Raw genomic sequence first — 22,727 nt, 5'->3', positions numbered from 1 at the left:
TGCAATATCGATTCCACTTAAGAGCTTGAGATTCATGAATAAATCGGCTGATGAAAACCCCGATTTTTACGCCTCGTTAACGAATTCGCTGGACAGCGCGAATCACTTTTGATTCATTGATGACATTCGGAGGTGGCGTATTCCGAATCACTTCACTCGCAGGGAATTCACGAGGGACCATTATATGGCGAGCACCGACGCGTATGGCGCGCCGGCGGGGACGCATTGCGAATCCGGTCGGAAAAGAAGGAAAGGCAAGCTTTCGGGCCATGTCAGTCTTCTTGCTGGTCCGGCCTATGGCAAGTTCATCTCAATCGAGCCTATCCTGCGACGCCTCGTTCCAGCGCTCATCATTATCTTTCTGATTATTCTCGGCGTAGCGCGCGTCTTTTCGATGCTGGCGTGGCGGGAAGATATCGAGCAACAGCATAAGGCATTTCTGTCGGCTGCAACCGCCAATCTTGCACAGATGATCGAACGTGTTGCTAACGGCACCGACGCGGGCGCACAGATCGCCGCGAAGGATATTCAGGACACAATAGCCGAGTTTCGTTCGCGTGGCCTGTCCTCGTCCGGCATGACGCTTGCCGTCATCGACCCGCAATCCTCCGTGGTCGCAATATCCGGCCCGATATCCGATCTGTCCGGCAAGCCGGTCGATACGATCCTTACCGAAGCGCAGCCGCTATTCCTGTTTGCAGAACGTGCAGGCGTGCTGAAAGTCATGCTGCAAGGTGAACCGGCTTTCGGCGCCTTGTCCAAGCCGATGACCCTGCCCTATTCCGTTATCGCCGTCGAACCGGAAAGCACGATCTTTGCGGAATGGCGCCGGGCAGTGTCGCTCAATGTGACGCTCTTCGCAGGCACAACCGGCGTGATGTTCGCCATCCTTTACGCCTATTTCAGCCAAGCGGCGCGAGCTCGCGAGGCCGACGACCTTTCCGGCCAGATCCAGCGCCGTATCGATCTGGCGCTGGGGCGCGGTCGCTGCGGCCTGTGGGATTGGGACATGGCACGCGGTCGCATTTACTGGTCGCGCTCCATGTATGAGATGCTGGGCTACGAAGCGCAGGATGCAGTTCTGCCTTTCGGCGATGTGGCTGCAATCATCAACACGGAAGATGGCGATCTCTATTCCATCGCCGAACAGGCTGCCGCAGGCGATATCTCGCACGTTGACCGCGTCTTCCGCATGCGCCATGCCGATGGTTCATGGGTGTGGATGCGCGTTCGCGCCGAAATCGCCAGCGAAGGCGATCTTCATCTGGTCGGCATTGCTTTCGACGTCAGCGAACAGCACCGCTTTGCGCAACAGACGGCCGAAGCCGACATGCGCATCCGCGAAGCCATCGAGAACATTTCTGAGGCCTTCATCCTGTGGGATTCCAACAATCGCCTCGTCATGGCGAATTCCAAGTTCAGTGAATATGCTGGCCTTCCCGTCTGGACGCTGAAACCCGGCGTGCCGCGCAACGAGGTCGATGCCCATACGCGCCCGTTCACCTTCGAGCGCCGCATGGCCAATGAACACAATCGCGCCGGTGGCCAGACCTTCGAACGTCAGCTCAGCGACGGACGCTGGCTTCAGGTCAACGAACGCCGCACGCAAGATGGCGGGCTTGTTTCCATCGGCACCGACATTACCCAGCTCAAGCTGCATCAGGAACGTCTGGTCGACAGCGAACGCCGCCTGATGGCGACTATTCACGACCTGTCGATTGCGCGCAAAGGCGAACGGGACCGCGTGCGTGAGCTGTCCGAACTTGCCCGCAAATACGGTCAGGAAAAGGAACGCGCCGAGGCTGCGAACCGTGCCAAGTCAGAATTCCTCGCCAATATGTCCCATGAGCTGCGTACGCCGCTCAACGCGATCATCGGTTTCTCGGAAATGATTCAGGCAGGCACATTCGGTCCGCTCGGTTCCGACCGCTATGAGGAGTATATCAACGACATCCATACGAGCGGCAACTTCCTGCTCAACGTCATCAATGATATTCTCGACATGTCGAAGATCGAGGCCGGCCATTTCTCGCTGGACCGTGAGCAGATCGATCTCTGCCCGCTCATAAATGAAACGGTACGTATGATTTCGCTGCAGGCGGATGAGAAGAATATTGCGGTCAATACGCGCATTGAAGAAGCAATGCAGCTCTATGCCGACCGGCGCGCGATCAAGCAGGTGCTGATCAACCTTCTCTCCAATGCGGTGAAGTTCACATCCTATGGCGGACAGATCACGGTGCGGGCACGCAAGACCGGCTCGGCTCTTTTCATGACGATTCAGGATACCGGCGTCGGCATCCCGAAATCGGCAATCAAGAAGATCGGCCAGCCCTTCGAGCAGGTGGAAAACCAGTTCACCAAGACCCATACCGGTTCCGGTCTCGGACTTGCCATCACCCGTTCACTTGCCGAGCTTCACGGCGGCTGGCTTCGCATTCGCTCGACCGAAGGCGTTGGCACCGTGGTTTCGGTCTGCATCCCTGATCGCAAGCGCGGTCACGTTGGGCATGGTGCGGAAATCCACGCGGCCTGATTAGAGCTGTTCCAGTTAAAACGGAGTCGCCGGAACTGCTCTAAATATTCAAAAGCTTCTCGAAACTTGTCCGCACTTCAACGGCGACTTCCGCCAGGTGATGCTCGACACGTTTTATATCGGGCATGTCAGCCGCACGGCATAGCAGGTCGATCATGCCAGGTATGAATTCTTCACGCTTGGCATCGCCTCCAAGACACAGACGGATCGTCTGGCTCAGATTGGTATAAAGGCGATGGGCGCCGACAAGATTATCGGCAAGCGCCGGATCAGCAAAGGACGGGTCGAGGGCTGACAGGATTTCTTCTGTACCCAAGGGACGCGGCTTCCGGTCGAGTTTGTTGGCCAGCACGGCAAACTGAGCGATGAATTCCAGATCGACAATGCCACCGGGCTTCAGCTTGAAATCCCAATCATCGGCAGGTGGCTTTTCCTGATAGATGAGGTCGCGCATCTCGCGCACATCCTTGGCAATCTTCTTCACATCGCGAGGGGCGACAAGAACCTCGTCAATCTCGCTTCTGATGTGATCCATAAAGGCCTCGTCGCCATGGATCGGGCGCGCGCGTGTCAGGGCCATATGTTCCCATGTCCATGCTTCGCTGCGCTGATATTTGCCAAAGGATTCGATATGGGTCGCAACCGGCCCCTTGTTGCCGGAAGGGCGCAGCCGCATATCGACTTCGTAGAGCACGCCTTCCGCCGTTGGCGCGGAAAGTGCCGCAATGAGCCGCTGGGTCAAGCGGATATAATATTGCGAGGGAGCCAGTGGCTTTTCGCCATCGGATTCGTCCGTCTCCTTGTCGTGATCGTAAAGCAAGATCAGATCCACATCGGAACCCGCAGTGAGTTCACGACTGCCGAGCTTGCCCATAGCCAGAAGAGCCACCTTGGCGCCCTTAACCTTGCCGTGGCGTCGCTCCAGTTCGGCTTCGACAACCTCGAATGCCCTACCGATCATCAGTTCGGCCAGATCGGAAAATGCGCGACCAGCGCGAACTCCGTCAATGGCGCTCGTCAGCAAGCGGATACCGATCAGGAAGCGATGCTCGGCAGCGAAGATGCGCAGCCGGTCCAGCACTTCCTCATAATCGGTCGCAGGTCCCAGAAACACGCGAAGGCGTTCTTCCAGATAGGCGCGTGTCGGCATTTCCGAGAAAATCGCCGGATCAAGCAAACCGTCAAAAACATGCGGGTTACGGGTGATGATTTCAGCAAGCCGAGGTGCGGCGCTCATGATCATAACCAGAAGGTTCAGGAGACGGGGATTGGATTGCAACAGGCTGAACAGCTGGATGCCCGCGGGCAAGCCCTTTAGAAACCCATCGAAACGCAAGAGCGCTTCATCCGCACGCTTGGTTTCGGCAAAGGCTTTGAGCAGAGCGGGCGTAAGCTCGGTCAGACGCTCGCGCGCTTCTGCCGATTGTGTGGCACGATAACGCCCGAAGTGCCACGTGCGGATCACGCGACACATATCGCTCGGGCGTTCATAGCCCATGGATACGAGCGTCTCCAGCGTGCCCGGATCATCCACATCGCCGGTAAAGACCAGATTGCCGGATGAGCTTCCAAGTTCGGGAGCCTGCTCGAACAGGGCCGCATAGTGCCTTTCAACGACCTTGAGCGCATCGAGAAAAACATCGGAAAAGGCCGCCGGATCGGCATAACCCATCATATGGGCGACACGCGCAAAGCCCTCATCGTCTTCCGGCACAATATGCGTCTGCTCATCGGCAATCATCTGGATGCGATGCTCGACGTCACGAAGAAAATAATATTCCTTTGCCAAGGCATCGCGCGCCTTCTCAGTGATCCAGCCCTGCTCCGCCAGTCGTGCGAGCATCGGCACCGTCTGGTTGCCGCGCAATTCGGGAAATCGTCCGCCAGCGATGAGCTGCTGCGTCTGAACGAAGAATTCGATTTCGCGGATGCCGCCGCGTCCGAGCTTCACATTATGCCCGCGCACGGCAATATCGCCGTGGCCCTTGTGGGCGTGAATCTGGCGCTTGATCGAGTGCACGTCTGCAATGGCAGCATAGTCGAGATACTTGCGCCAAACATAGGGGGAGAGCTCCGCCAGCACCTGCTTCCCGGATTCGCGGTCCCCCGCAACGGGACGGGCCTTGATCATGGCTGCCCGTTCCCAGTTCTGGCCGCGCCCTTCGTAATAATGAAGTGCTGCACCGACAGGAATGGCGAGCGGCGTGGAACCGGGGTCGGGACGCAGGCGAAGATCGACCCGGAAGACATAGCCATCGCCGGTACGGTCCTGCAGGATGCGGACAAGGCGGCGCGTCAGCCGTGAAAAAGTTTCGACGCATTCATACGGATCACCGATAGCCGGTCTGGTTTCATCGATGAAGACGATCAGATCAATATCGGACGAGTAATTGAGTTCCCGCGCGCCGAACTTGCCCATGCCGAGAACAATCCAGCCACTGTCCTTGTCGGGCTGGTTTCGGTCAGGAAGTTTGATCTTGCCCGCACTATCAGCGTCAAGCAGCAGAAACCGGATGGCAGCGCCGGTGCAGGCCTCGGCCAGATCGGTGAGCCAGCCTGTCGTTGCTTCCGTATTGAAAATGCCAGCGAGATCACAAAGTGCGATCAGGACATGCGCCTCGCGTTTCAAAACGCGCAGGCTGGTCATGAGGGAGGCTTCCGTCACGTCCGCGCTCGCAGCACTGGCGGAGATTTCCGCCAGAATATCCTGTAGTGCAGCCTCCGGCGCTTTGGCGACGATGCGATCAAGAATACGCGGATGACGGATCAGCGCTTCGCGAATGAATGGAGAAAGATCGAGAACGGCGGAGAAAAAACTTTCAGCTTCTGCCTTTTTTAACAAGGCTACGACACCTGTAAGTCCCTCTTCTCCGGCGCGCACCGCAAGGTCGGCCAGAAAGGTTTCCGCCCTTGGGGGATCAAGCGGCGTCAAAGCACGAATCTCTCTCTCGAAGAATAGTGCCGTTGCGTTTTCTGCCGCCATGATCCCCTCTTAAGTCACGCCATTATTCGACCTTGTCCGATGGCAACGGGAACTCCAGCACGGCGCGCAGGCCCGGATCATTGCCTTCAAGACGAAGTGCGCCACCGTGCAATTTCATCACAGCCTTGGCAAGACTTAAACCGAGTCCCGAGCCGGGCTGTGTGCGGCTTTCCTCAAGACGGACAAAACGTTCCGTTGCCTGTTCGCGTTTTTCTTCAGGAATACCGGGACCGTTATCGGCAACGATGATGCGGACCCAGTTCGGATCACGTTCCATCGAAAGACTCACGGTCGCGGTCCGCTCATCGCCACCGGCATATTTAATTGCATTGTCCACGAGATTGGAAATCGTCTGCCCGACCAGTTCGCGATTGATATGAAGCGCAACTTCATCGAGATCGCCAAGTGTCAGGTTCACGCCCACGTCCTCGGCAACGGGCTCATACATTTCGGCCACGTCGCGAAGGATCGGCGCTACCGGCATATTCTCCAGACTTTCGGACGAATAACCTGCTTCAAGACGCGAAATCATCAGGATCGCGTTGAAGGTCCGGATCAGTTGATCCGACTCGCCAATGATATCTTCAAGCGCTTCACGATATTCAGGCCCCGCCTTCTTGCCGGAAAGAGCTTCTTCCGCGCGGTTACGCAGACGCGTCAGCGGCGTTTTAAGATCATGTGCGATATTATCGGAGACCTGTTTCAGCCCCTCGTTCAGTTCCAGAATTTTGCCGAGCATGACATTGAGATTGCTTGACAGGCGATCGAACTCGTCACCAGAACCATTGACCGGAAGCCTCCCTGTCAAATCGCCATCCATAATGCGCTGCGACGCCCGCGAAACCTCATCAATGCGCTTCAATGCACGGCGCCCGACTACCAGCCAGATCAAGAGCGCGCCAACACCCATGATGCCCAGCGCCAGCATCAGCGACTGGCGAATAACATCGCGGAACCGTTCTGGTTCACCCAGATCGCGACCGACCAGAAGCCGCATGCCGTTCGGCAAGGCAATCACGACTGCAATGGCGCGATGTTCCGTTTCTGTTCCCTGCTCGCCATAGCGCCGATATTTGAACCCGCGCTCGATAACGCCATCGGTGTCCAGAACACCGGGTTCTACGCTTTCAACATTGCCTGCAAGGATGCGGCCCGTCGGGTCGGCCACCAGATAGAGGTAAGCACCTGGCTGGCGTGAACGATAGTCGATTGTGCGCACGAGCTGCGGGATGCCGCCTCGCGCATAGCTTTTGCCGATGCTGCCGACTTCTTCGCCCAGCGACTGCTGGGTCTGCGCTGCCAGCATGGAGGCCGATAAATTGGTCATGTAGAAAACCAACGCTATCGCACCCACGATGAAGAGCAGCAGATAGAGCGTTGATAGTCGAACAGCGGTTGTGCGCATGAGCGCTGAGAAGCGGCTCATCAATCCACCTTGGCGGCTGCAGATTGTTTCGCTCGCCCTGCCTTCAACATGTAACCGGCGCCACGCACAGTATGAAGCAGTGGACCGTCAAAGCCCTTCTCGATTTTCGAACGCAGCCGCGAGATATGCACGTCGATCACATTGGTCTGCGGATCGAAGTGATAATCCCAGACGTTTTCAAGCAACATCGTGCGCGTGACGACCTGTCCGGCATGGCGCATCAGATATTCGAGAAGACGAAACTCGCGGGGCTGAAGCGTGATATCTACATCCTGACGGCGCGCAGTATGCGCAAGCCGGTCAAGCTCCAGATCACCGACGCGGTAGATCGTGTCCGCCTCACGCGGGCTGGAACGACGCTGCAGGACCTCGACGCGAGCCAACAGTTCGGAAAATGCATAGGGTTTGGTCAGGTAGTCGTCACCACCGGCGCGCAAGCCCGTGACGCGGTCATCCACTTCGCCGAGCGCGGAAAGGATCAGGACCGGGGTTTCCATACCCCTGGCGCGCAGACCAGCCACGACGGACAAGCCATCGCGCTTTGGCAGCATACGGTCGACTACGAGGACATCGTAGCTTCCATTCTCGGCCAGCGTATAGCCGGTTTCGCCGTCTCCGGCGATATCGGCGGAATGTCCGGCCTCGGTGAAGGCCTTCTCCAGATAGCGGGCCGCTTCGCGGTCATCTTCAATAACGAGAATCTTCATGGCGCTACTTATAATACCGTTTGATGATAAGGCGATGCCAGGCGGAGAACCGCCTGGCATCGAATTGCTCAGAGCCTTAAGGGGCTGCCGGTCATCATCCCTGATCGATCGGCAGGGCCACAAAGCGGCTCTGATCGTTGCTCTGCAATTGCAGCAGCACTGCCTTGCGACCCGACTTGGCGGCTTCGCTGATGGCGTTGTTGATATCCTTGGCGCTCTTCACCGTCTGGTTATTGACGCTCATGATGATATCGCCGGAACGGATACCGCGATCGGAGGCATCGCTGTCGGGATCGACATCGGTTACCACTACGCCGTTACCGTCTTCGGACGGGGTCACGGTCAGGCCATAGGAGTCGAGGGTCTCGTTCTGACCACCGCCATTGTCGCCCAAGGCGCTGGCTGCCTTGCCGAGATCGCCCGGCATCGCTTCAATGGTGATATCGACTTCCTCGGCCTTGTTCTTGCGCCAGACGGTGAGTGCCGCCTTTTCGCCAGGAACAATGCCAGCAACCTTGCGTGCCAGATCGCGCGGATCCTGCACGGTTTCGCCATTGACAGCCGTGATCACATCACCGGACTGGATGCCCGCCTTGGCAGCAGGACCGTCCTTCTGCGGCGACGCAACGATTGCACCCTTCTCTTCGGCAAGGCCGAGCGAAGCAGCAATATCCTTCGTCACCGGCTGAATCTGAACACCGATCCAGCCACGTTCCACCGAGCCCTTCTTGATGAGCTGGTCAACAACCTGCTTCGCGGTCGAGGCTGGGATTGCAAAGGCAATGCCCACGCTGCCGCCCGAAGGCGAGAAGATGGCGGTGTTGATGCCGATCACCTGACCAGACAGGTTGAAGGCCGGACCACCGGAATTACCCTTGTTCACAGCCGCGTCGATCTGGATGAAGTCATCGTAAGGACCGGCGCCGATATCACGGCCACGAGCCGATACAATACCCGACGTCACCGTGCCGCCAAGGCCGAACGGGTTGCCGACAGCCACGACCCAGTCGCCGACGCGAATCTTGTTGTCATCGCCAAATGCAACATAGGTGAACTTCTGCTTCGGATCGTTGACCTTCAGCACGGCCAGATCTGTGCGCGGATCGGTGCCGATCAGCTTCGCGTCAAGTTCCGTGCCGTCATCCATGACAACGCTATATGCATCGCCATCGGAAACGACGTGATTGTTGGTTACGACATAGCCGTCTTCGGAAATGAAGAAGCCGGAACCCTGAGCGACCGGACGTTCATGACCGGGGCGCGGGCCACGCTTGCCGGGGCCGCGGCGATCCGGACGAGCGTCGGGACGTGCATCGCCACGCGGGTCCATGCCGAAATCACGGAAGAAGCGCTTCAGCGGATGATCGTCCGGAAGCTGATCAAACCCGGGAGGGCCCGAGAACTGGCCACTGCCACCGCGATCAGCAGTTTGCTGCACGTCCTTCTTTACACGAACGCTGACGACAGCCGGACGAACCTTCTCAACAAGATCGGCAAAACCCGCAGCCTGCGGTGGTGGCGTTACCTGCACGGCTTCCGCGCGGGCGTCATTGAGCGCACCGAGCGGGCCGGTCGCGACAAAACCACCGGCGAGAACAGCCGATAGTGCAATCGCGGCAACGCCTTTGCGATAGTTGGAAATCCTGGCTCTGGACATTTATTTCTCCTTACGAGCAGCAATCCGGCCGTCCCTGATCCTTCAGGAAACGTGGACCTGTGAAACCTTTATAGAGCGTAAGATAGTCAGGGCTACCTTACCGCTCCGTTTCCACAACATGAAAGTTTCGTAAGGTTACGAATAACAACCGCAGGCGACCAGCGCTTATTTTCCGTCCAGCAGACGCGCGAGTTCCACCTTTTCGCTTTCGGTGAGCGGTTTAGGCGCTTCGCCTGCCTGTTTGCGTCCGCGAAAGGCAACAACCAGCGCGACCGCACCGATCAGAAGCACGGCGACAGGAAAGCCCCACAGAAGCACTGTGCGCGCATTGAGACGCGGCTTCAGAAGCACGAATTCGCCGTAACGGTCGACGATGAAATCCATGACCTGTTCGTCGCTATCGCCTTCTTTCAGCCGGTCACGGACGAGAACGCGAAGATCGCGGGCAAGCTCGGCATTGGAATCGTCGATGGATTCGTTCTGGCAGACCATGCAGCGCAGTTCGCCGGAAATGGTTCGGGCGCGCTTTTCAAGCGCCGGATCGGACAGGACTTCATCCGGATTGACTGCGAACGCCGCCGTCCCTTGAATAGCCAGAGCAGCACCGAGCAGGAGCGCCGCAAATGCCGAGTGCTTTCTCATGCTGTGGCCTCCGCTTCTTTCGACGCGGACTTGCGACTGCGCGAAGGTGCGCCAACCCGCAGGCGACGATCTGCAAGGGAAAACAGCGCACCCACCATCATCACGAGAGCGCCATACCAGATGAGTGTCACGTCAGGCTTCCACCAGATGCGAACGACGGCTGATCCATCGCCCGGTTCATCGCCAAGCGCGACATAGACCTGACTGAACCACAGGGTTTTGATGCCCGATTCAGTTGTTGGCATCTGGCGTGCTGGGAAAAAGCGCTTGGACGGCTCAATCTGCCCGAGACTGCGCGAGCTGGAATCGAGCAGCGTGAAAGTGCCCCGGTTTTCGGTGAAATTCGAACCGGTCAGCGGGCGCAGGCCGTCGAAGCGAAGTGTGTAATTCTGCACCTTGGCCGTGTCGCCCGGACGCATGATCAACACATTCTCAGTGCCAAACGTGGTCACGCTCACAATGCCGAGCAGCGTTACGCCAAGCCCGATATGGGCGAGCGCCGTGCCAAAGACCGAACGTGGCAAACCCTTGAAGCGCGCAACTGCCTTGCCAGCGGATACCTTGCCGATGCCAGACTTGAGAACAAGATCCGTCAGGCTGCCGAAAATCAGCCATACGGCAAGCCCGATACCGCAGGCAGCGAGAACCGATTTCGCCGATGTGCTCCACAGAACGATCGCCGCAGCCAGAAGCGAGAGCGCGAAAGCTGTCATCAGCCGCTGCGACACGCCGTAAAGATCACCGCGTTTCCAGGCGAGCAGCGGGCCGAAGGGAACCGCAAAAAGAAGCGGGATCATCAGCGGACCGAACGTCATGTTGAAGAACGGTGCGCCGACGGAAATCTTGTCGCCGGTCATCACTTCCAGCAGCAGCGGGTAGAGCGTACCGATCAGCACAGTTGCGGCAGCGGTCGTCAGAAACAGATTGTTGAAGACGAGCGCGCCTTCGCGCGAAATCGGGTGGAAAATGCCGCCTGCCGTCAGGCTCTGCACGCGAAATGCGAAAAGCGACAGCGATCCGCCAATGAAAATTGCAAGGATCGCCAGAATGAAAAGACCGCGCCCCGGATCGGTGGCGAAGCTGTGAACCGAGGTCAGAACACCGGAGCGGACAAGGAATGTACCAAGCAGCGACAGCGAGAAAGTGAGGATCGCAAGCAGCACGGTCCAGATTTTCAGCGCCGAGCGTTTTTCCATCACGAGAGCCGAATGAAGCAATGCGGTGCCGACCAGCCACGGCATGAACGAAGCGTTTTCGACCGGGTCCCAGAACCACCAGCCGCCCCAGCCAAGCTCGTAATAGGCCCAGTAAGAACCCATGGCGATGCCACCAGTCAGGAACATCCAGGCCACGAGGGCCCACGGACGTACCCAGCGCGCCCATGCAGCATCGAGACGCCCCTCGAGCAGTGCCGCTACGGCAAAGGAAAAGCATACCGAAAAACCGACATAGCCGAGATAGAGCAGCGGCGGATGGATCGCGAGACCGATATCCTGAAGGATCGGATTGAGATCGCCGCCCTCCATCGGAGCCGGAAAAATGCGGGTGAACGGGTTCGAGGTGAACACAATGAATGCCAGAAATGCGACACCGATCCAGCCCTGCACGGCAAGGACATTGGCGCGCAATGTTTCAGGCAGATTGCCAGAAAATGCAGCGACCAGCGCACTGAAAAAGGTGAGAATGAACACCCACAGCAGCATTGAGCCTTCGTGATTGCCCCAGACGCCCGTGATTTTGTAGAGGAGCGGCTTTTGCGAATGCGAGTTCTCAACCACGTTCAGGACCGAGAAATCCGACACGACATAGGCATGGACAAGCACCGCCGATGCAAGGCAGATCAACGCGAAGACTGCAATTGCCGTCGGCGCCGCGACTGACATGAGCTGCGTATCCCGGCGATGCGCACCAACCACCGGCACGATCGATTGGACAATCGACAGGGCCAGTGCCAGAACCAGAGCGAAATGGCCGATCTCGACACTCATCTGCAGTCTCCATCAAGCATTTCGTATCGGACCACCGGTCCGATACGAAATGCCCTAGTTTTTATTTGCCTTCCCAGACGCCCTTTTCCTTCAGGCTGTCGGCAAGGTCCTTGGGAACGTAATTCTCATCGTGCTTCGCCAGCACATTATCGGCGCGGAACACGCCATCGTCTCCGAAGCGCCCTTCGGCGACAACGCCCTGCCCTTCGCGGAAGAGATCAGGCGGAATACCCTCGAACACGACCTTCACGGTCTTGATCGTATCGGTCACTGTAAAGCGCAGCTCGCTGCCCTCGCGGCTGACGGACCCTTCCTCGACGAGGCCACCGAGACGGAACCGCGAGCCGGAGGCCATATCCTGTTCCGTCAGGTCGGCAGGTGTACGGAAGAAGCGAATGTCCTGACTAAAGGCCATCAGCATCAATCCAACCGCTACGGCCAGAACCGCCAGTGCGCCGCCGATCAGGAACAGGCGCTTGCGCTTTCTTTGGCTGACGGTTCGGGCAAAATTACCCGCCGGTTTGGCACCACGTGCGTTGTCTTCTGCGGTCGCGCTCATTTTTGTGCGTTCCCTGTCTCCAGTCCAAGACCGGCTGCGAAACTCTGCAAGTTCGTCCGGCTTTCGCCCTGAAGGGCTGTCATGCCGCGATTGAGAGCGTCCAGCGCTGCATCGCGACGGTTGAGGATCATATAGGAGCGCACGAGACGCTTCCAGCCTTCGACATCCCCACTATTCTGGCGAAGACTTTCATCAAGACGTTGAACCATGCCTTCGATCATCGCCTGCCGGTCCTCCGGGCTGAGCGACGAAGCGGCATCGACATCATCCGCTGTCGGCCCTTTCGGCTGCTGTTCACCGTTGGAAGCAGGGTTACGAAGCCGGGCGATAGCCTGTTCGATCTGACCGCGCCACGGCGCATCGGCCGGCGCCTTGTCGAGGAACGCCTGCAGGCGATTGGCGGCTATATCCATACGACCGTCCTGCATCTCGCCCTGTGCGAGGTAGAACTGCGGGCGAACATCATTCGGTTCGAGATCGGCAGCTTTCTTGAAAAAGCCTTCAGCCTCGGCGGTCACGGTGCCGCCCGAAGCGGTTGCCAGTGCTTCACCCAATCCCAAAACGCGTGGGAAATTCTCACCGGCGATGCGAATGGAGCTGCGATAGGCATTGACGGCATCAGCGGCGCGACCAAGCCGCAGATAGATCGGCGCCAGCACGTCCCATCCACGCACATCGCCCGGATTTTGCGCCAGATGCGCTTCGGCACGCGCTACCAGTTCATCGACAGAGCCGCGATCCGCACTGGCCGAAAGCCGTTCGGCGAGCGGCATGGAAGGCATGTCAGGTTTGCCGAAAAGCGGATAGATGCCCCAGGCGATCAGCGGCACTGCAAGCACGGCGATGAAAGCCAGCATCCGGCCCGGCACTGCCTTGCCCGCGGCTTCCGCAGCTTCCTTGCCGGACTTTTCAGCATTCAAAATGCGACGCGAGATTTCGATGCGTGCCTGTTCGGCGCTCTGCGGGTCGATCATGCCGCGTGCAGCGTCGGCTTCGACCTCGCGCAACTGATCCCGATAGACCTCAAGATCGTTCTTTTCAGCGGGCAAGAATGCCTGCTTGCGCCGCGTGAGAGGCAACAAAACAGCCAGAGTGGCTGCCAATGTCAGTAATGCTGCAATAAGCCAGAATCCCATGGCTACGACTTAAGCGCAGCCAAGGGAAAAACCAACTACTACCTGCAGTAAGTTGCTACCTAGGGCAATTCGCCGCAAAGGTAGGACGCGAGAGTTAGGTCAGAGGAGTCCAGCTGCCGTCTGGATTGCGACATGCTGTTCCACGGGAAGTCTGCTGCGACCCGCCGATGTTGAAGCTGTGCGAATACTGGCGGCAATTCTGAGAGCCGACCTGATAAGGCTGCGCCGCCGTCACGTCGCCGGAATTCGACCCGCTCCCGCTCCAGGATACGGCCTTGCCTGCCGGTGAATATTCAAGCGCACGATATTCAGCCTCAAGGGCCTTCTTGCGGTCGGCTGCGTTCAGCTGATTTGCGGCGCTGCCAAGGAGACCGTTTCCAAGAGACGTCAACAGGCTGGTTTCGGGCTTCTGTTCCGTAGAACCACCGCCCAGCGAAGCAAGACCAGTGCCCTTGCCGGTCGTGCCACAGGCTGACAATGCGAGCGCCACGGCAAGCATCATCGAAGCGACTGAAACTGGGTGAGAAAACCTGGATACCATCATCATAACAACCGGCCTTCATGAACAATTAGCATGCACACTATATCGGCATGTGACTTTTTCAGTTTATCTTCTAGTTGGCTTTCGACCAAAAACAACCTTCAATCTTCCGTCAGCGGCAACACGACCCGAACACCCAATCCACCAAACGCACTCTTGCCCAGATGCAGGCTGCCGCCATATTCGCGAACGGTATCCTGCACGATTGCCAGCCCAAGCCCCGTTCCCGGTTTTGTTTCATCGACGCGGCTGCCGCGCTTCAGCGCTGCCTCGATATTGTCTGATGCCAGACCTGGACCGTCATCTTCTATCAGGACTTCAAACTGCCGTTGCTCCCCAGAAATAGGGGCAAGCCCGATATTGATACGTTTGCGGCCCCATTTGCCCGCATTCTCCAGCAGATTCCCGACGATCTCTTCCAGATCTTCCCTTTCGCCAGCAAAGACCGCATTGGGCAGTTCATTCCTGAAGTTAACGCTGAAAGCCGGATTGAGTTTCGCCGTGACGCGCTGCATGCGTTCGAGAACCGGCGTCACAGGTGTACGGAACACCACACTGTCACGCTGCGCGGCAATGCGCGCGCGCTGCAGATAGTGCTGTATCTGCACCTGCATCGCCTCGCTCTGTTCCTGAACAATGCGTCCATGTTCACCACCCATGCTCCGTGCTTCATTGACCAGCACGGAAAGCGGAGTTTTGAGAGAATGGGCGAGATTGCCGACCTGCGTTCGCGACCGTTCGACAATACGGCGATTGTTTTCGATCAGCGCATTCATTTCACTGGCGAGCGGCGCAATTTCGACAGGCAGCGACGCATCGAGCTTGGACGAACGTCCCTCGCGAATATCGGCCAGCGTTTGACGCACCTTGTCGAGCGGACGCAGGCCGAACAGGATCACAGCGGCATTGATGAGGATACTGCCGATGCCGAAAATCGCCAGATAGGTCGCGAGGCTGGTTCTGAAATCGGATATCTCCTTCAGAACCTCGCTGAGATTGCCCATGACACGAAAACGCGCAACGCGATTGGCAGTATCCAGAACCACTTCGGTTTCAACGATGAAGAGCTCCTCGCCGTTGAGGCCGGGCAAGGTGTAGCTACGCATGAAGGAACTGTCGAAGGGTGCCTGCGAGACCGGCATTTCCGGTACGATGCGCCCTATCAGCGATGGCGATTGCAATTTTCCGGTCAGGTTCGGCGTGACGGGATCGACGGACCAGTACCAACCGGAGAGCGGGCTGGAATAGCGTAATTCGCCCAGTTCCGGGCGCCCCTGCAAGGAGCCCTCGCCCGACGTGCTGACGGCACCGACCAGACTGAACAGGTGGGCGGTCAACAGGCGTTCAAAATTGCTGCGCGCAGCTTCGCCATAAAGTGAGCCGATGAAAGTCGCCACCACCACAAGTGCCACGATGACCCAGATCGTCGAAAGAGTAACGACGCGGACTGCGAGCGAACGTAGCGGAGGAAAGACGCTAAGAAGCTTCAGCTGTCATCGCCTTTCGTTTCGTCCCCGCCCTCTTCAGAGCGGATGCGATAGCCCATGCCGCGCACGGTCTCGATCAGGTCGACACCCATTTTCTTGCGCAAGCGACCGACAAAGACTTCAATCGTATTGGAATCGCGGTCAAAATCCTGATCGTAGAGATGTTCGACCAGTTCAGTACGCGAGACCACCTCATCCATATGGTGCATCAGATAGGACAGAAGCCGATATTCGTGCGAGGTAAGCTTGAGCGCAACGCCGTTGACACTTGCCTTCGACGTTTTCGTATCAAGATAGAGCGGCCCGCAGACGAGTTCCGACGAAGCATGTCCCGCAGCGCGGCGGATCAGCGCGCGCAACCGCGCAAGCACTTCCTCGATATGAAAGGGCTTGGCCACATAATCGTCGGCTCCGGCGTCAATACCGGCAACCTTGTCGCTCCAGCGATCGCGGGCCGTAAGCATGAGAACAGGCATTGTACGCCCGCTGCGCCGCCAACGCTCCACGACGCTGATGCCATCCATACGTGGCAGGCCGATGTCGAGCACCACAGCATCATAGGGCTCCGTATCGCCGAGATAATGCCCTTCCTCGCCGTCATAGGCACGGTCGACCACATAACCGGCAGCAGCCATTGCTTCGGAAAGCTGCCGGTTCAGGTCCTTGTCGTCTTCAACGATCAGGATACGCAAGCGGACATTCTCCCTCAATCTACGAAAAACAGCGGCAAAAGCTGTAGTTATTGAGCGGGAACAGCCACTTCAACGCGGCGTGGACGCTCGCCATCGCGGCCTGGCACAAGCACCACGACCACGCACATGGGACGCCCGTTCTGAGTCGTGGCGGTGGCCTTGGCAAGCTGACCGCCCTGCTGGGCAGCCACCTGTTCGCCGACCGCCGCACAATCTCCGGCGGCAGCGACAATGAGATTGGATTTCTGCGGCGCAGTCATCGGCAAGGCACCGGCATCGACCGGCAGCAAGCCAATACTAACCGCTAGAAGCGCGAAAACTTTGAGTGCAGAATTTTGTTTCATCATGCCGCCTTATATAGCGCCCCACAGCTGAACGATGCATGAACAACCATTCCTCTTCCGGGCCCAAAGGAAAATTCAGCCCCTGACTATCACGCTTTGTGAAATTATGAAATGCGTGAAGTGCCTTCTATACGACCGAATACCGTAACAATTCCGACAATTGCGGTCACCTGTTGTAGCAGAATATCCGTTAAAGCATCCTGATCGATCAAGACGGTTGCGGTTCCGGAAGCACTAGAGAATGATTAAAAAACGAAACGAAACGAAACGAAACCAGTTGAACCAGGATCGACCAAGGCCATCCTCTATTTCAACCAATGAGCCTTTCTTTCTGGGGAATTATTGTCGACATGCGGAGGACGACTGAACCTACATGTCCGTTCCTTGCCCAGACCCATACAACACTAAACAGGAATGCCATGGACGAGATCGGTCTGTCTTCTGACATATCGACAAGTGTCTAGGTCTGACTGCTTTTTGCTTCCTCTATAGCAAAACAGCTAGGGGGACACTTGATTCCCGAAAGGTGGCTGCCAAACTCCCCTTGAACGCCGAGAACAGTATTTTACGATTTCATCCATCGTCAGGATTCGTCATCCTTTCTTTTTCTTCAGGAAGTAGCCCGGGTATAGGCGCATGTTTCAGTCGTTCGGACAAATGCTGAAAAACCCCGAGAACCGACCACGCCGCCAAGCTTGTAACCGCGGATCCTATCAACATCAGTTCCTCCCGGCCAAGCAATCCTCCAAGAGCCAATACTTCTGAAATCTTGACGCCCGCTGCGCCACCGAAAACAATGCCACAGATCACGCCGACCGCGAAACGGATCGCAGCTTCTCGCTTTCCTCGCGGAGCCATATAGGCGAGCGACATAAAAGAGCCTGCCATTGCACCCGCCATCTTGGCGAACCAGATCCACGTAACCTCAGAGGTAAATATTGCATCCTTAAGGTCAATCATGATGGTTTCCTTTCATGTTGCAGAACCAGATGCCAACCGCATCGCATTTTTTCTGTCTATGAAAACTACTCCGCAAGTGTACTGCCCCACTGAACTCCGCCTCATGAGTTTAATCGGGAGTTTTGTTGCACTTGCGGCGCGGCGCGAGATCATCTTTTCGTTGTCCGAAGAGAAGAAGACCCAAATTGGCCAATGTCTCATTACGATTTTTGCGGCAAAAACTTTATCCTCGACCAGTGGCCTCAAAAGACATCACCCTGAAAAGCCTCCACAGCTTTTCAGGGTGATGTTTGCATGCGTCGAAGGGAGATAAACCTGATTAGTCAGAACTCTTTGATTGTATATGAAACCTAGCAAAGCAGCGTTACGCAGTCAAGGATTATTTTCCTATAATTGATTTTATTCCTGACGCCAAAAAGCTGCGAGCGCCTTAACCATTTCACATGAGGTGTGGCTTATTTATCTGCTATGATGGAACGGTAATTTCGCCTTTCTCCGAAACCAACCATGCCGAAGTCAGTGTTCATGCGTAAAACGGCAGATAAAGACCCCGAAAGCGAGAAGCGCAAACCCTTCAGGGCATCGCGCCTGATCGGGCTTGACGCATGGATCGATTCCACTCTCTACAGCCTGCGCTACAATCTCGGCGAGTGGTGGGAAAATATCACCATTTTCTCACGGCGTTTTCGCGTGCGCGGCTTCCGGCGTTTCGTGGTCGAAGTTCTCGATGAAGGGTTTACGCTCGGCGTTGGCGGTGCGGTGTTGATGCTCGTCCTCGCCCTGCCAGCCTTCGAGGAAACCAAGAAGGACTGGCGCGCGCAGGACGATTATGCCGTTACCTTCCTCGATCGCTACGGCAATGAAATCGGCCAGCGCGGCATTCTGCATCGTCAGGCCGTGCCCATCGACGAATTGCCGGATCACGTCATCAAGGCTGTGCTCGGCACTGAGGACCGGCGCTTCTTCGACCACTACGGCATTGATTTCTGGGGCCTGACCCGCGCACTCAGCCAGAACATGCGCGCCAATGGTGTCGTGCAAGGCGGCTCGACCATCACGCAGCAGCTTGCCAAGAACCTTTTTCTCTCCAACGAGCGCACCATCGAACGCAAGATCAAGGAAGCCTTCCTCGCGCTCTGGCTGGAAAGCAATCTCAGCAAGAAGGAGATCCTGCAGCTATACCTCGACCGCGCCTATATGGGCGGCGGAACCTTCGGTATCGCTGCCGCTTCGGAATTCTATTTCGGCAAAAGCGTGAAGGATGTCTCGCTGGCAGAAGCCGCAATGCTGGCCGGCCTTTTCAAGGCGCCCGCCAAGTTTGCGCCGCATGTCAATCTGCCCGCAGCGCGTGCGCGTGCCAATGTCGTGCTTTCCAACATGGTTGAAAGCGGCTTCCTGAGCGACGGACAAGTGGCCGTTGCACGCCGTCATCCGGCAAGCGTCATCGACCGCGCCAAGAATGAGAGCCCGGATTACTTCCTCGACTGGGCTTTCGAGGAGGTGAAAAAGGTCGCTGCCAAAATTCCACAGCACACATTGATCGTGCGCACGACGCTCGACCGCAACCTGCAGAAGGCGGCAGAGGAATCACTGGAGTATCATCTGCGCCAGTTCGGCAAGGATTATAATGCTGCAGAAGCTGCGACCGTGGTCATTGCCAATGACGGGTCCGTCCGTGCGCTTGTTGGCGGGCGGGACTACGGCGAAAGCCAGTTCAACCGCGCCACCAAGGCATTGCGGCAGGCCGGTTCGTCCTTCAAGCCCTATGTCTACGCGGCAGCGATGGAAAAGGGCCTGACGCCCAGCACCATCGTTTCGGATGGTCCGATCAGCTGGGGTAACTGGTCGCCTCGTAATTACGGCCGCAGTTTTGCCGGTCGTGTGGACCTGACGACCGCACTTGTCCGTTCATTGAACAGCGTACCGGTGCGGCTGGCGCGCGATTATCTGACCACAGCCCCCATCGTAGCCCTCACCAAGGCGATGGGCGTGGAATCGCCGATCTCGTCACACAAGACCATGGTGCTCGGCACATCGGAAATGACGGTGATGGATCAGGCCACCGGCTTCAACGTGTTTCCGAATGCGGGCATGGCCGGTAACCGTCATGCATTTACGCAGATCGTTTCGTCGGAAGGCAAGGTTTTGTGGGACTTTGGTCGCGATGCACCGAAGCCGCACAGGGCGCTGTCGGAAAAGGCCGCACTCGAAATGAATTCCATGCTGGTGCAGGTGCCCGAACGCGGCACCGGACGCCGGGCGGCATTGCCGATGACGCGGGTCGGTGGCAAGACCGGCACGACACAGAACTATCGCGATGCATGGTTCGTCGGCTTCACCGGCAATTTCACGGCGGCTGTCTGGTTCGGCAATGATAATTTCACGCCGATGAAAGACCTGACCGGCGGCATCCTGCCAGCCATGGCCTGGCAGCGCATGATGGCCTACGCGCACCAGAATATCGAGTTGAAGCCAATACCCGGCGTTACTCCGCCTTTCCCGGCGCCGCCCAAGAAGAGCGAGCCGCAAGTGGCAAATGCCAAGCCGGAAGAAACCATGGCAGCACCGCCGCGCATACTCTCGCCCATGTCGACAAAAGTTATCAAAGAACTGCATGACCGCTTCCTTGCGGCTCCGCCTCTGCCTAAGATCGCCGAACGCACGAAAATATCGGTACTCTGAGGGGCGATGTTCAAAAGGATATTCAACACGGCGATTGTGCTTGTGCTGGCGCTTGGCGGCGGCATCTGGAGCGTCGACAAGGTTCTCGACCGGTTTGAGGGTTTCGGAGAACTTCGTGTCGGGGTCTGGAGCGCCTATCCGGCGGCAGGCACACCCGATGCCGACCCCTATTCCAAGGCTCGGGCTGCTCGCAAAGCCTATCTGGCGCTTGGAACGGCTGAAGGCCTGCCCTTCTATGCGCGCAGCGACAATAGCGGGCGCACCCTCCGGCGCGGCTGCACCTATCGCCAGAGTGGCTTGACGCCACCGGCCCGATTCTGGACTGTCTTTCCCGCCTCACCTGATCTCGAACCGATCCCGCCGCGCGAAGGACTGCAGGCAGCGCTGCATTCCCGCGAAGTGCTTTATGACGATGACGGCAGCGTCACGATCACCATCGGCCCCGATGCAGCTTCCGGCAACTGGTTGCCAGTGGAAGGAAGCGGCGATTTCGTTCTTGTCATGACGCTCTATGATACGCCTGCGGCATCATCCTCCGGCCTCTCCGATCTGGTGATGCCAGGTCTCACCCGTGTTCCGGGTGCAAACAAGGGGGCGTGCCGTGGCTAGAATTCTCCACCTCGTTCTCCTCGGCATCGTCGGTGCCGCGATTGTGCATATCGCAGTTCTTTTCCTCGTTCCCTTCTATTCCGACAAGAACGCCTGGTCGCGGATCGAAACCGGAAGCGAGCCATACCGTTTCCACAGGCTGGACGAAAAGACCGGCCCGGTCAGCGACAGCGACCCGCTGGTACAGGAAGCCACCTGTCGCTTCGATCTTGCCGATGGTCCCGTGCACATCACGACCGGGGCAAATGTGCCCTATTGGTCGCTCTCGATCTATGCGCCCAACGGAGACAATCTCTATAGCCTCAACGACAGCGTTTCCAACGAACGCAAGCTCGATCTGATCCTTGCCGATCCCATCGGCATGGCAAGTCTGCGCTCGGATGGTTCGCAAGCCGATGCACGTTCCATCCTGATTGAGCAGAATATCGGCGAAGGTGCCGCCGTGCTGCGCGTTTTCGTGCCTGACGCGACGTGGAACACGGAAGTGCAGCGCTTCTTTGCGGAGGCGGAATGCGCTCCGTTTGAAGGGCTCTAATTGCCTGCCCCAAAAGTCGTCAGGCATTACCCCAGCCAAATGCTGTTTCTTTATGGCACGGTTAATGAGTTGCTAAGGCTTCAACGCTACTATCCGGAATACCGACCCATGCGGGGAGCACTTCCGCATTAACCGGCTGCTGCCGGATGCGCGATCTGCAATTTGGGACGGGTGAGTTGTGTGCCTACCGGAGTATTCTGCGTGACAAATGATCAGTTCCGCGCCCTGGAGGATATTTCAGGCCACCGGAGCCCGTCGAATTCAAAAGCGGGGAGCAGCAAGGCGGACGACCTTCTGGCGGCCGCGATTTCGGCGTTCGCGGGTATCACGCGCCCCGGACGGCAGGACATGCAACAGCTTGAAGATCTCGCCATGCCGCTACTGCAATGCGCGTCCACCCGCGGCAAGCGTCATGCAGCCAATGCGCTGGCACAATTGGAAGACGCACCGCGCCGCCTCATTCTGACGCTGGCCGACGACCCCGTCGAAATCTCCGCACCGATCCTGTTGCGCTCTCCCCTTCTGCGCCCTTCCGACCTCATCGAGATCATCGGCAAGAACGGTCTTGCCCATGCGCGCGCCATTGCGCGACGCCAGTCCGGTGACGTTCTTTTGCAAGGCGTGCTGCGCAGTTTCGCCGATCCGGTCATCGATCGCACGCTGACCCTTCAGGAAAATCTCGCCAATATCGAGGCCGAACCGCTCGAAAGGCCGGATGTACCCGACCTTTCTGCGGCCAGAGCGCCGCTGATGAAGGAAGACAGTTCCGAACGACTGGCACGCGCGTTGCAACAGCCTTTCTTCGAGGCTGGCGCAACTACCGGCTCACAGCATCTCATCGATACCGCACTGCTGATCGACAGCCAGTTTTTCCGCAATGCGCTGGCCGATACGCTAGACCTGTCCTTTGAACGGTCCGACGCGATCATCGGACAGTGGCCGGATTCGCATCTGCCGATTGCACTCAAGGCGCTCGGATTGTCGCCTGCAGAATGCTATCTCGTCATGACTGCCATTCTGGGGCCTATCGACACCAACCGCGACAGCCTGCGTGAGTTTGTGCATATTTATCGCTCCATCGACCGCGAAAAAGCGATGGCGCTCGTGCGGCGCTGGAAGGCGGAAGACATGTCGGCCATGCTGCGTGGGAAATTGCGTGAAATGGCCGAGGACGATACGCCACTCGCCGACGCCGCCAATTCCGATCACCCGTCGCTTCAGCGATTGGTGAAATAGAGTTCAT

General features: G+C 57.6%; 19 protein-coding genes. 6 read left to right on the top strand and 13 right to left on the bottom strand.

Annotated features, from left to right (window positions below; genetic code table 11):
• The first annotated feature begins 184 nt into the window (after positions 1-184).
• A complete protein-coding gene (locus FG152_RS05835; protein WP_114048345.1) occupies positions 185-2,536 on the top strand; it encodes a PAS domain-containing sensor histidine kinase in 2,352 nt (783 codons plus the stop codon).
• A 40-nt stretch (positions 2,537-2,576) separates the two neighbouring features.
• Here FG152_RS05835 and FG152_RS05830 read toward each other — a convergent pair whose 3' ends face one another.
• The 13 genes from FG152_RS05830 to FG152_RS05770 all read right to left on the bottom strand — a co-directional run bounded on the left by FG152_RS05830 (position 2,577) and on the right by FG152_RS05770 (position 17,658).
• Positions 2,577-5,519: a bifunctional [glutamine synthetase] adenylyltransferase/[glutamine synthetase]-adenylyl-L-tyrosine phosphorylase gene (locus tag FG152_RS05830; RefSeq protein WP_498985482.1), complete on the bottom strand. Its 2,943-nt coding sequence runs from the start codon at positions 5,517-5,519 to the stop codon at positions 2,577-2,579.
• Positions 5,520-5,541: 22 nt separating this feature from the next.
• Positions 5,542-6,948 carry a sensor histidine kinase gene (locus FG152_RS05825; protein WP_029376305.1) on the bottom strand — a complete coding sequence of 469 codons (1,407 nt, stop codon included), beginning with the start codon at positions 6,946-6,948 and terminating at the stop codon, positions 5,542-5,544.
• The gene (locus tag FG152_RS05820; RefSeq protein WP_010661601.1) at positions 6,945-7,652 is read right to left on the bottom strand and encodes a response regulator transcription factor; all 708 of its coding nucleotides are present in this window, start codon (positions 7,650-7,652) and stop codon (positions 6,945-6,947) included. Before FG152_RS05820 ends, FG152_RS05825 begins: the two co-directional genes overlap by 4 nt.
• Before the next feature lie 94 nt (positions 7,653-7,746).
• Positions 7,747-9,309, bottom strand: a complete 1,563-nt coding sequence (locus FG152_RS05815; protein ID WP_029925303.1) for a Do family serine endopeptidase — start codon at positions 9,307-9,309, stop codon at positions 7,747-7,749.
• Between the two features lie 165 nt (positions 9,310-9,474).
• Positions 9,475-9,951, bottom strand: a complete 477-nt coding sequence (locus FG152_RS05810; protein WP_114048343.1) for a cytochrome c-type biogenesis protein — start codon at positions 9,949-9,951, stop codon at positions 9,475-9,477.
• A complete protein-coding gene (locus FG152_RS05805; RefSeq protein WP_010661598.1) occupies positions 9,948-11,939 on the bottom strand; it encodes a heme lyase CcmF/NrfE family subunit in 1,992 nt (663 codons plus the stop codon). Before FG152_RS05805 ends, FG152_RS05810 begins: the two co-directional genes overlap by 4 nt.
• Positions 11,940-12,000: 61 nt before the next feature.
• Positions 12,001-12,498: a cytochrome c maturation protein CcmE gene (gene ccmE, locus FG152_RS05800; RefSeq protein ID WP_010661597.1), complete on the bottom strand. Its 498-nt coding sequence runs from the start codon at positions 12,496-12,498 to the stop codon at positions 12,001-12,003.
• Entirely contained in the window at positions 12,495-13,634 is a 1,140-nt protein-coding gene (gene ccmI, locus FG152_RS05795; protein WP_043062632.1) for a c-type cytochrome biogenesis protein CcmI, read from the bottom strand. Before ccmI ends, ccmE begins: the two co-directional genes overlap by 4 nt.
• A 94-nt stretch (positions 13,635-13,728) precedes the next feature.
• Entirely contained in the window at positions 13,729-14,181 is a 453-nt protein-coding gene (locus FG152_RS05790) for an RT0821/Lpp0805 family surface protein (RefSeq protein ID WP_012092444.1), read from the bottom strand.
• A gap of 95 nt (positions 14,182-14,276) precedes the next feature.
• The gene (locus FG152_RS05785) at positions 14,277-15,587 is read right to left on the bottom strand and encodes an ATP-binding protein (protein ID WP_114048342.1); all 1,311 of its coding nucleotides are present in this window, start codon (positions 15,585-15,587) and stop codon (positions 14,277-14,279) included.
• Positions 15,588-15,661: 74 nt separating this feature from the next.
• The gene (locus FG152_RS05780; protein WP_010661593.1) at positions 15,662-16,354 is read right to left on the bottom strand and encodes a response regulator transcription factor; all 693 of its coding nucleotides are present in this window, start codon (positions 16,352-16,354) and stop codon (positions 15,662-15,664) included.
• Positions 16,355-16,401: 47 nt separating this feature from the next.
• Positions 16,402-16,698, bottom strand: coding sequence for a hypothetical protein (locus tag FG152_RS05775; RefSeq protein WP_010661592.1), 297 nt, complete (start codon positions 16,696-16,698; stop codon positions 16,402-16,404).
• 573 nt (positions 16,699-17,271) lie between these two features.
• Positions 17,272-17,658 carry a DUF6107 family protein gene (locus tag FG152_RS05770; RefSeq protein ID WP_264812697.1) on the bottom strand — a complete coding sequence of 129 codons (387 nt, stop codon included), beginning with the start codon at positions 17,656-17,658 and terminating at the stop codon, positions 17,272-17,274.
• Here FG152_RS05770 and FG152_RS05765 point away from each other — a divergent pair.
• The 5 genes from FG152_RS05765 (at position 17,657) to FG152_RS05745 (ending at position 22,720) form a co-directional block, all read left to right on the top strand.
• Complete coding sequence (locus tag FG152_RS05765; RefSeq protein ID WP_498985479.1) at positions 17,657-17,971, top strand: hypothetical protein; 315 nt, start codon at positions 17,657-17,659, stop codon at positions 17,969-17,971. The two genes, FG152_RS05770 and FG152_RS05765, sit on opposite strands and share 2 nt — an antisense overlap.
• A gap of 194 nt (positions 17,972-18,165) precedes the next feature.
• Positions 18,166-20,340 (top strand): penicillin-binding protein 1A, encoded by a 2,175-nt coding sequence (locus FG152_RS05760; protein WP_029376303.1) that lies wholly within the window; start codon positions 18,166-18,168, stop codon positions 20,338-20,340.
• 6 nt (positions 20,341-20,346) lie between these two features.
• Positions 20,347-20,949 (top strand): DUF1214 domain-containing protein, encoded by a 603-nt coding sequence (locus FG152_RS05755; protein ID WP_264812694.1) that lies wholly within the window; start codon positions 20,347-20,349, stop codon positions 20,947-20,949.
• Positions 20,942-21,484, top strand: a complete 543-nt coding sequence (locus tag FG152_RS05750; RefSeq protein WP_010661587.1) for a DUF1254 domain-containing protein — start codon at positions 20,942-20,944, stop codon at positions 21,482-21,484. Before FG152_RS05755 ends, FG152_RS05750 begins: the two co-directional genes overlap by 8 nt.
• A gap of 201 nt (positions 21,485-21,685) precedes the next feature.
• Complete coding sequence (locus tag FG152_RS05745) at positions 21,686-22,720, top strand: DUF2336 domain-containing protein (protein WP_010661586.1); 1,035 nt, start codon at positions 21,686-21,688, stop codon at positions 22,718-22,720.
• Positions 22,721-22,727 lie beyond the last annotated feature (7 nt).

This window comes from Ochrobactrum sp. XJ1, assembly GCF_024701725.1.
In the GTDB taxonomy this organism is placed as follows: domain Bacteria; phylum Pseudomonadota; class Alphaproteobacteria; order Rhizobiales; family Rhizobiaceae; genus Brucella; species Brucella anthropi.
The sequence above is the reverse complement of the archived record's forward strand: the minus strand, read 5'-3'. Positions and strand labels throughout refer to the sequence as shown.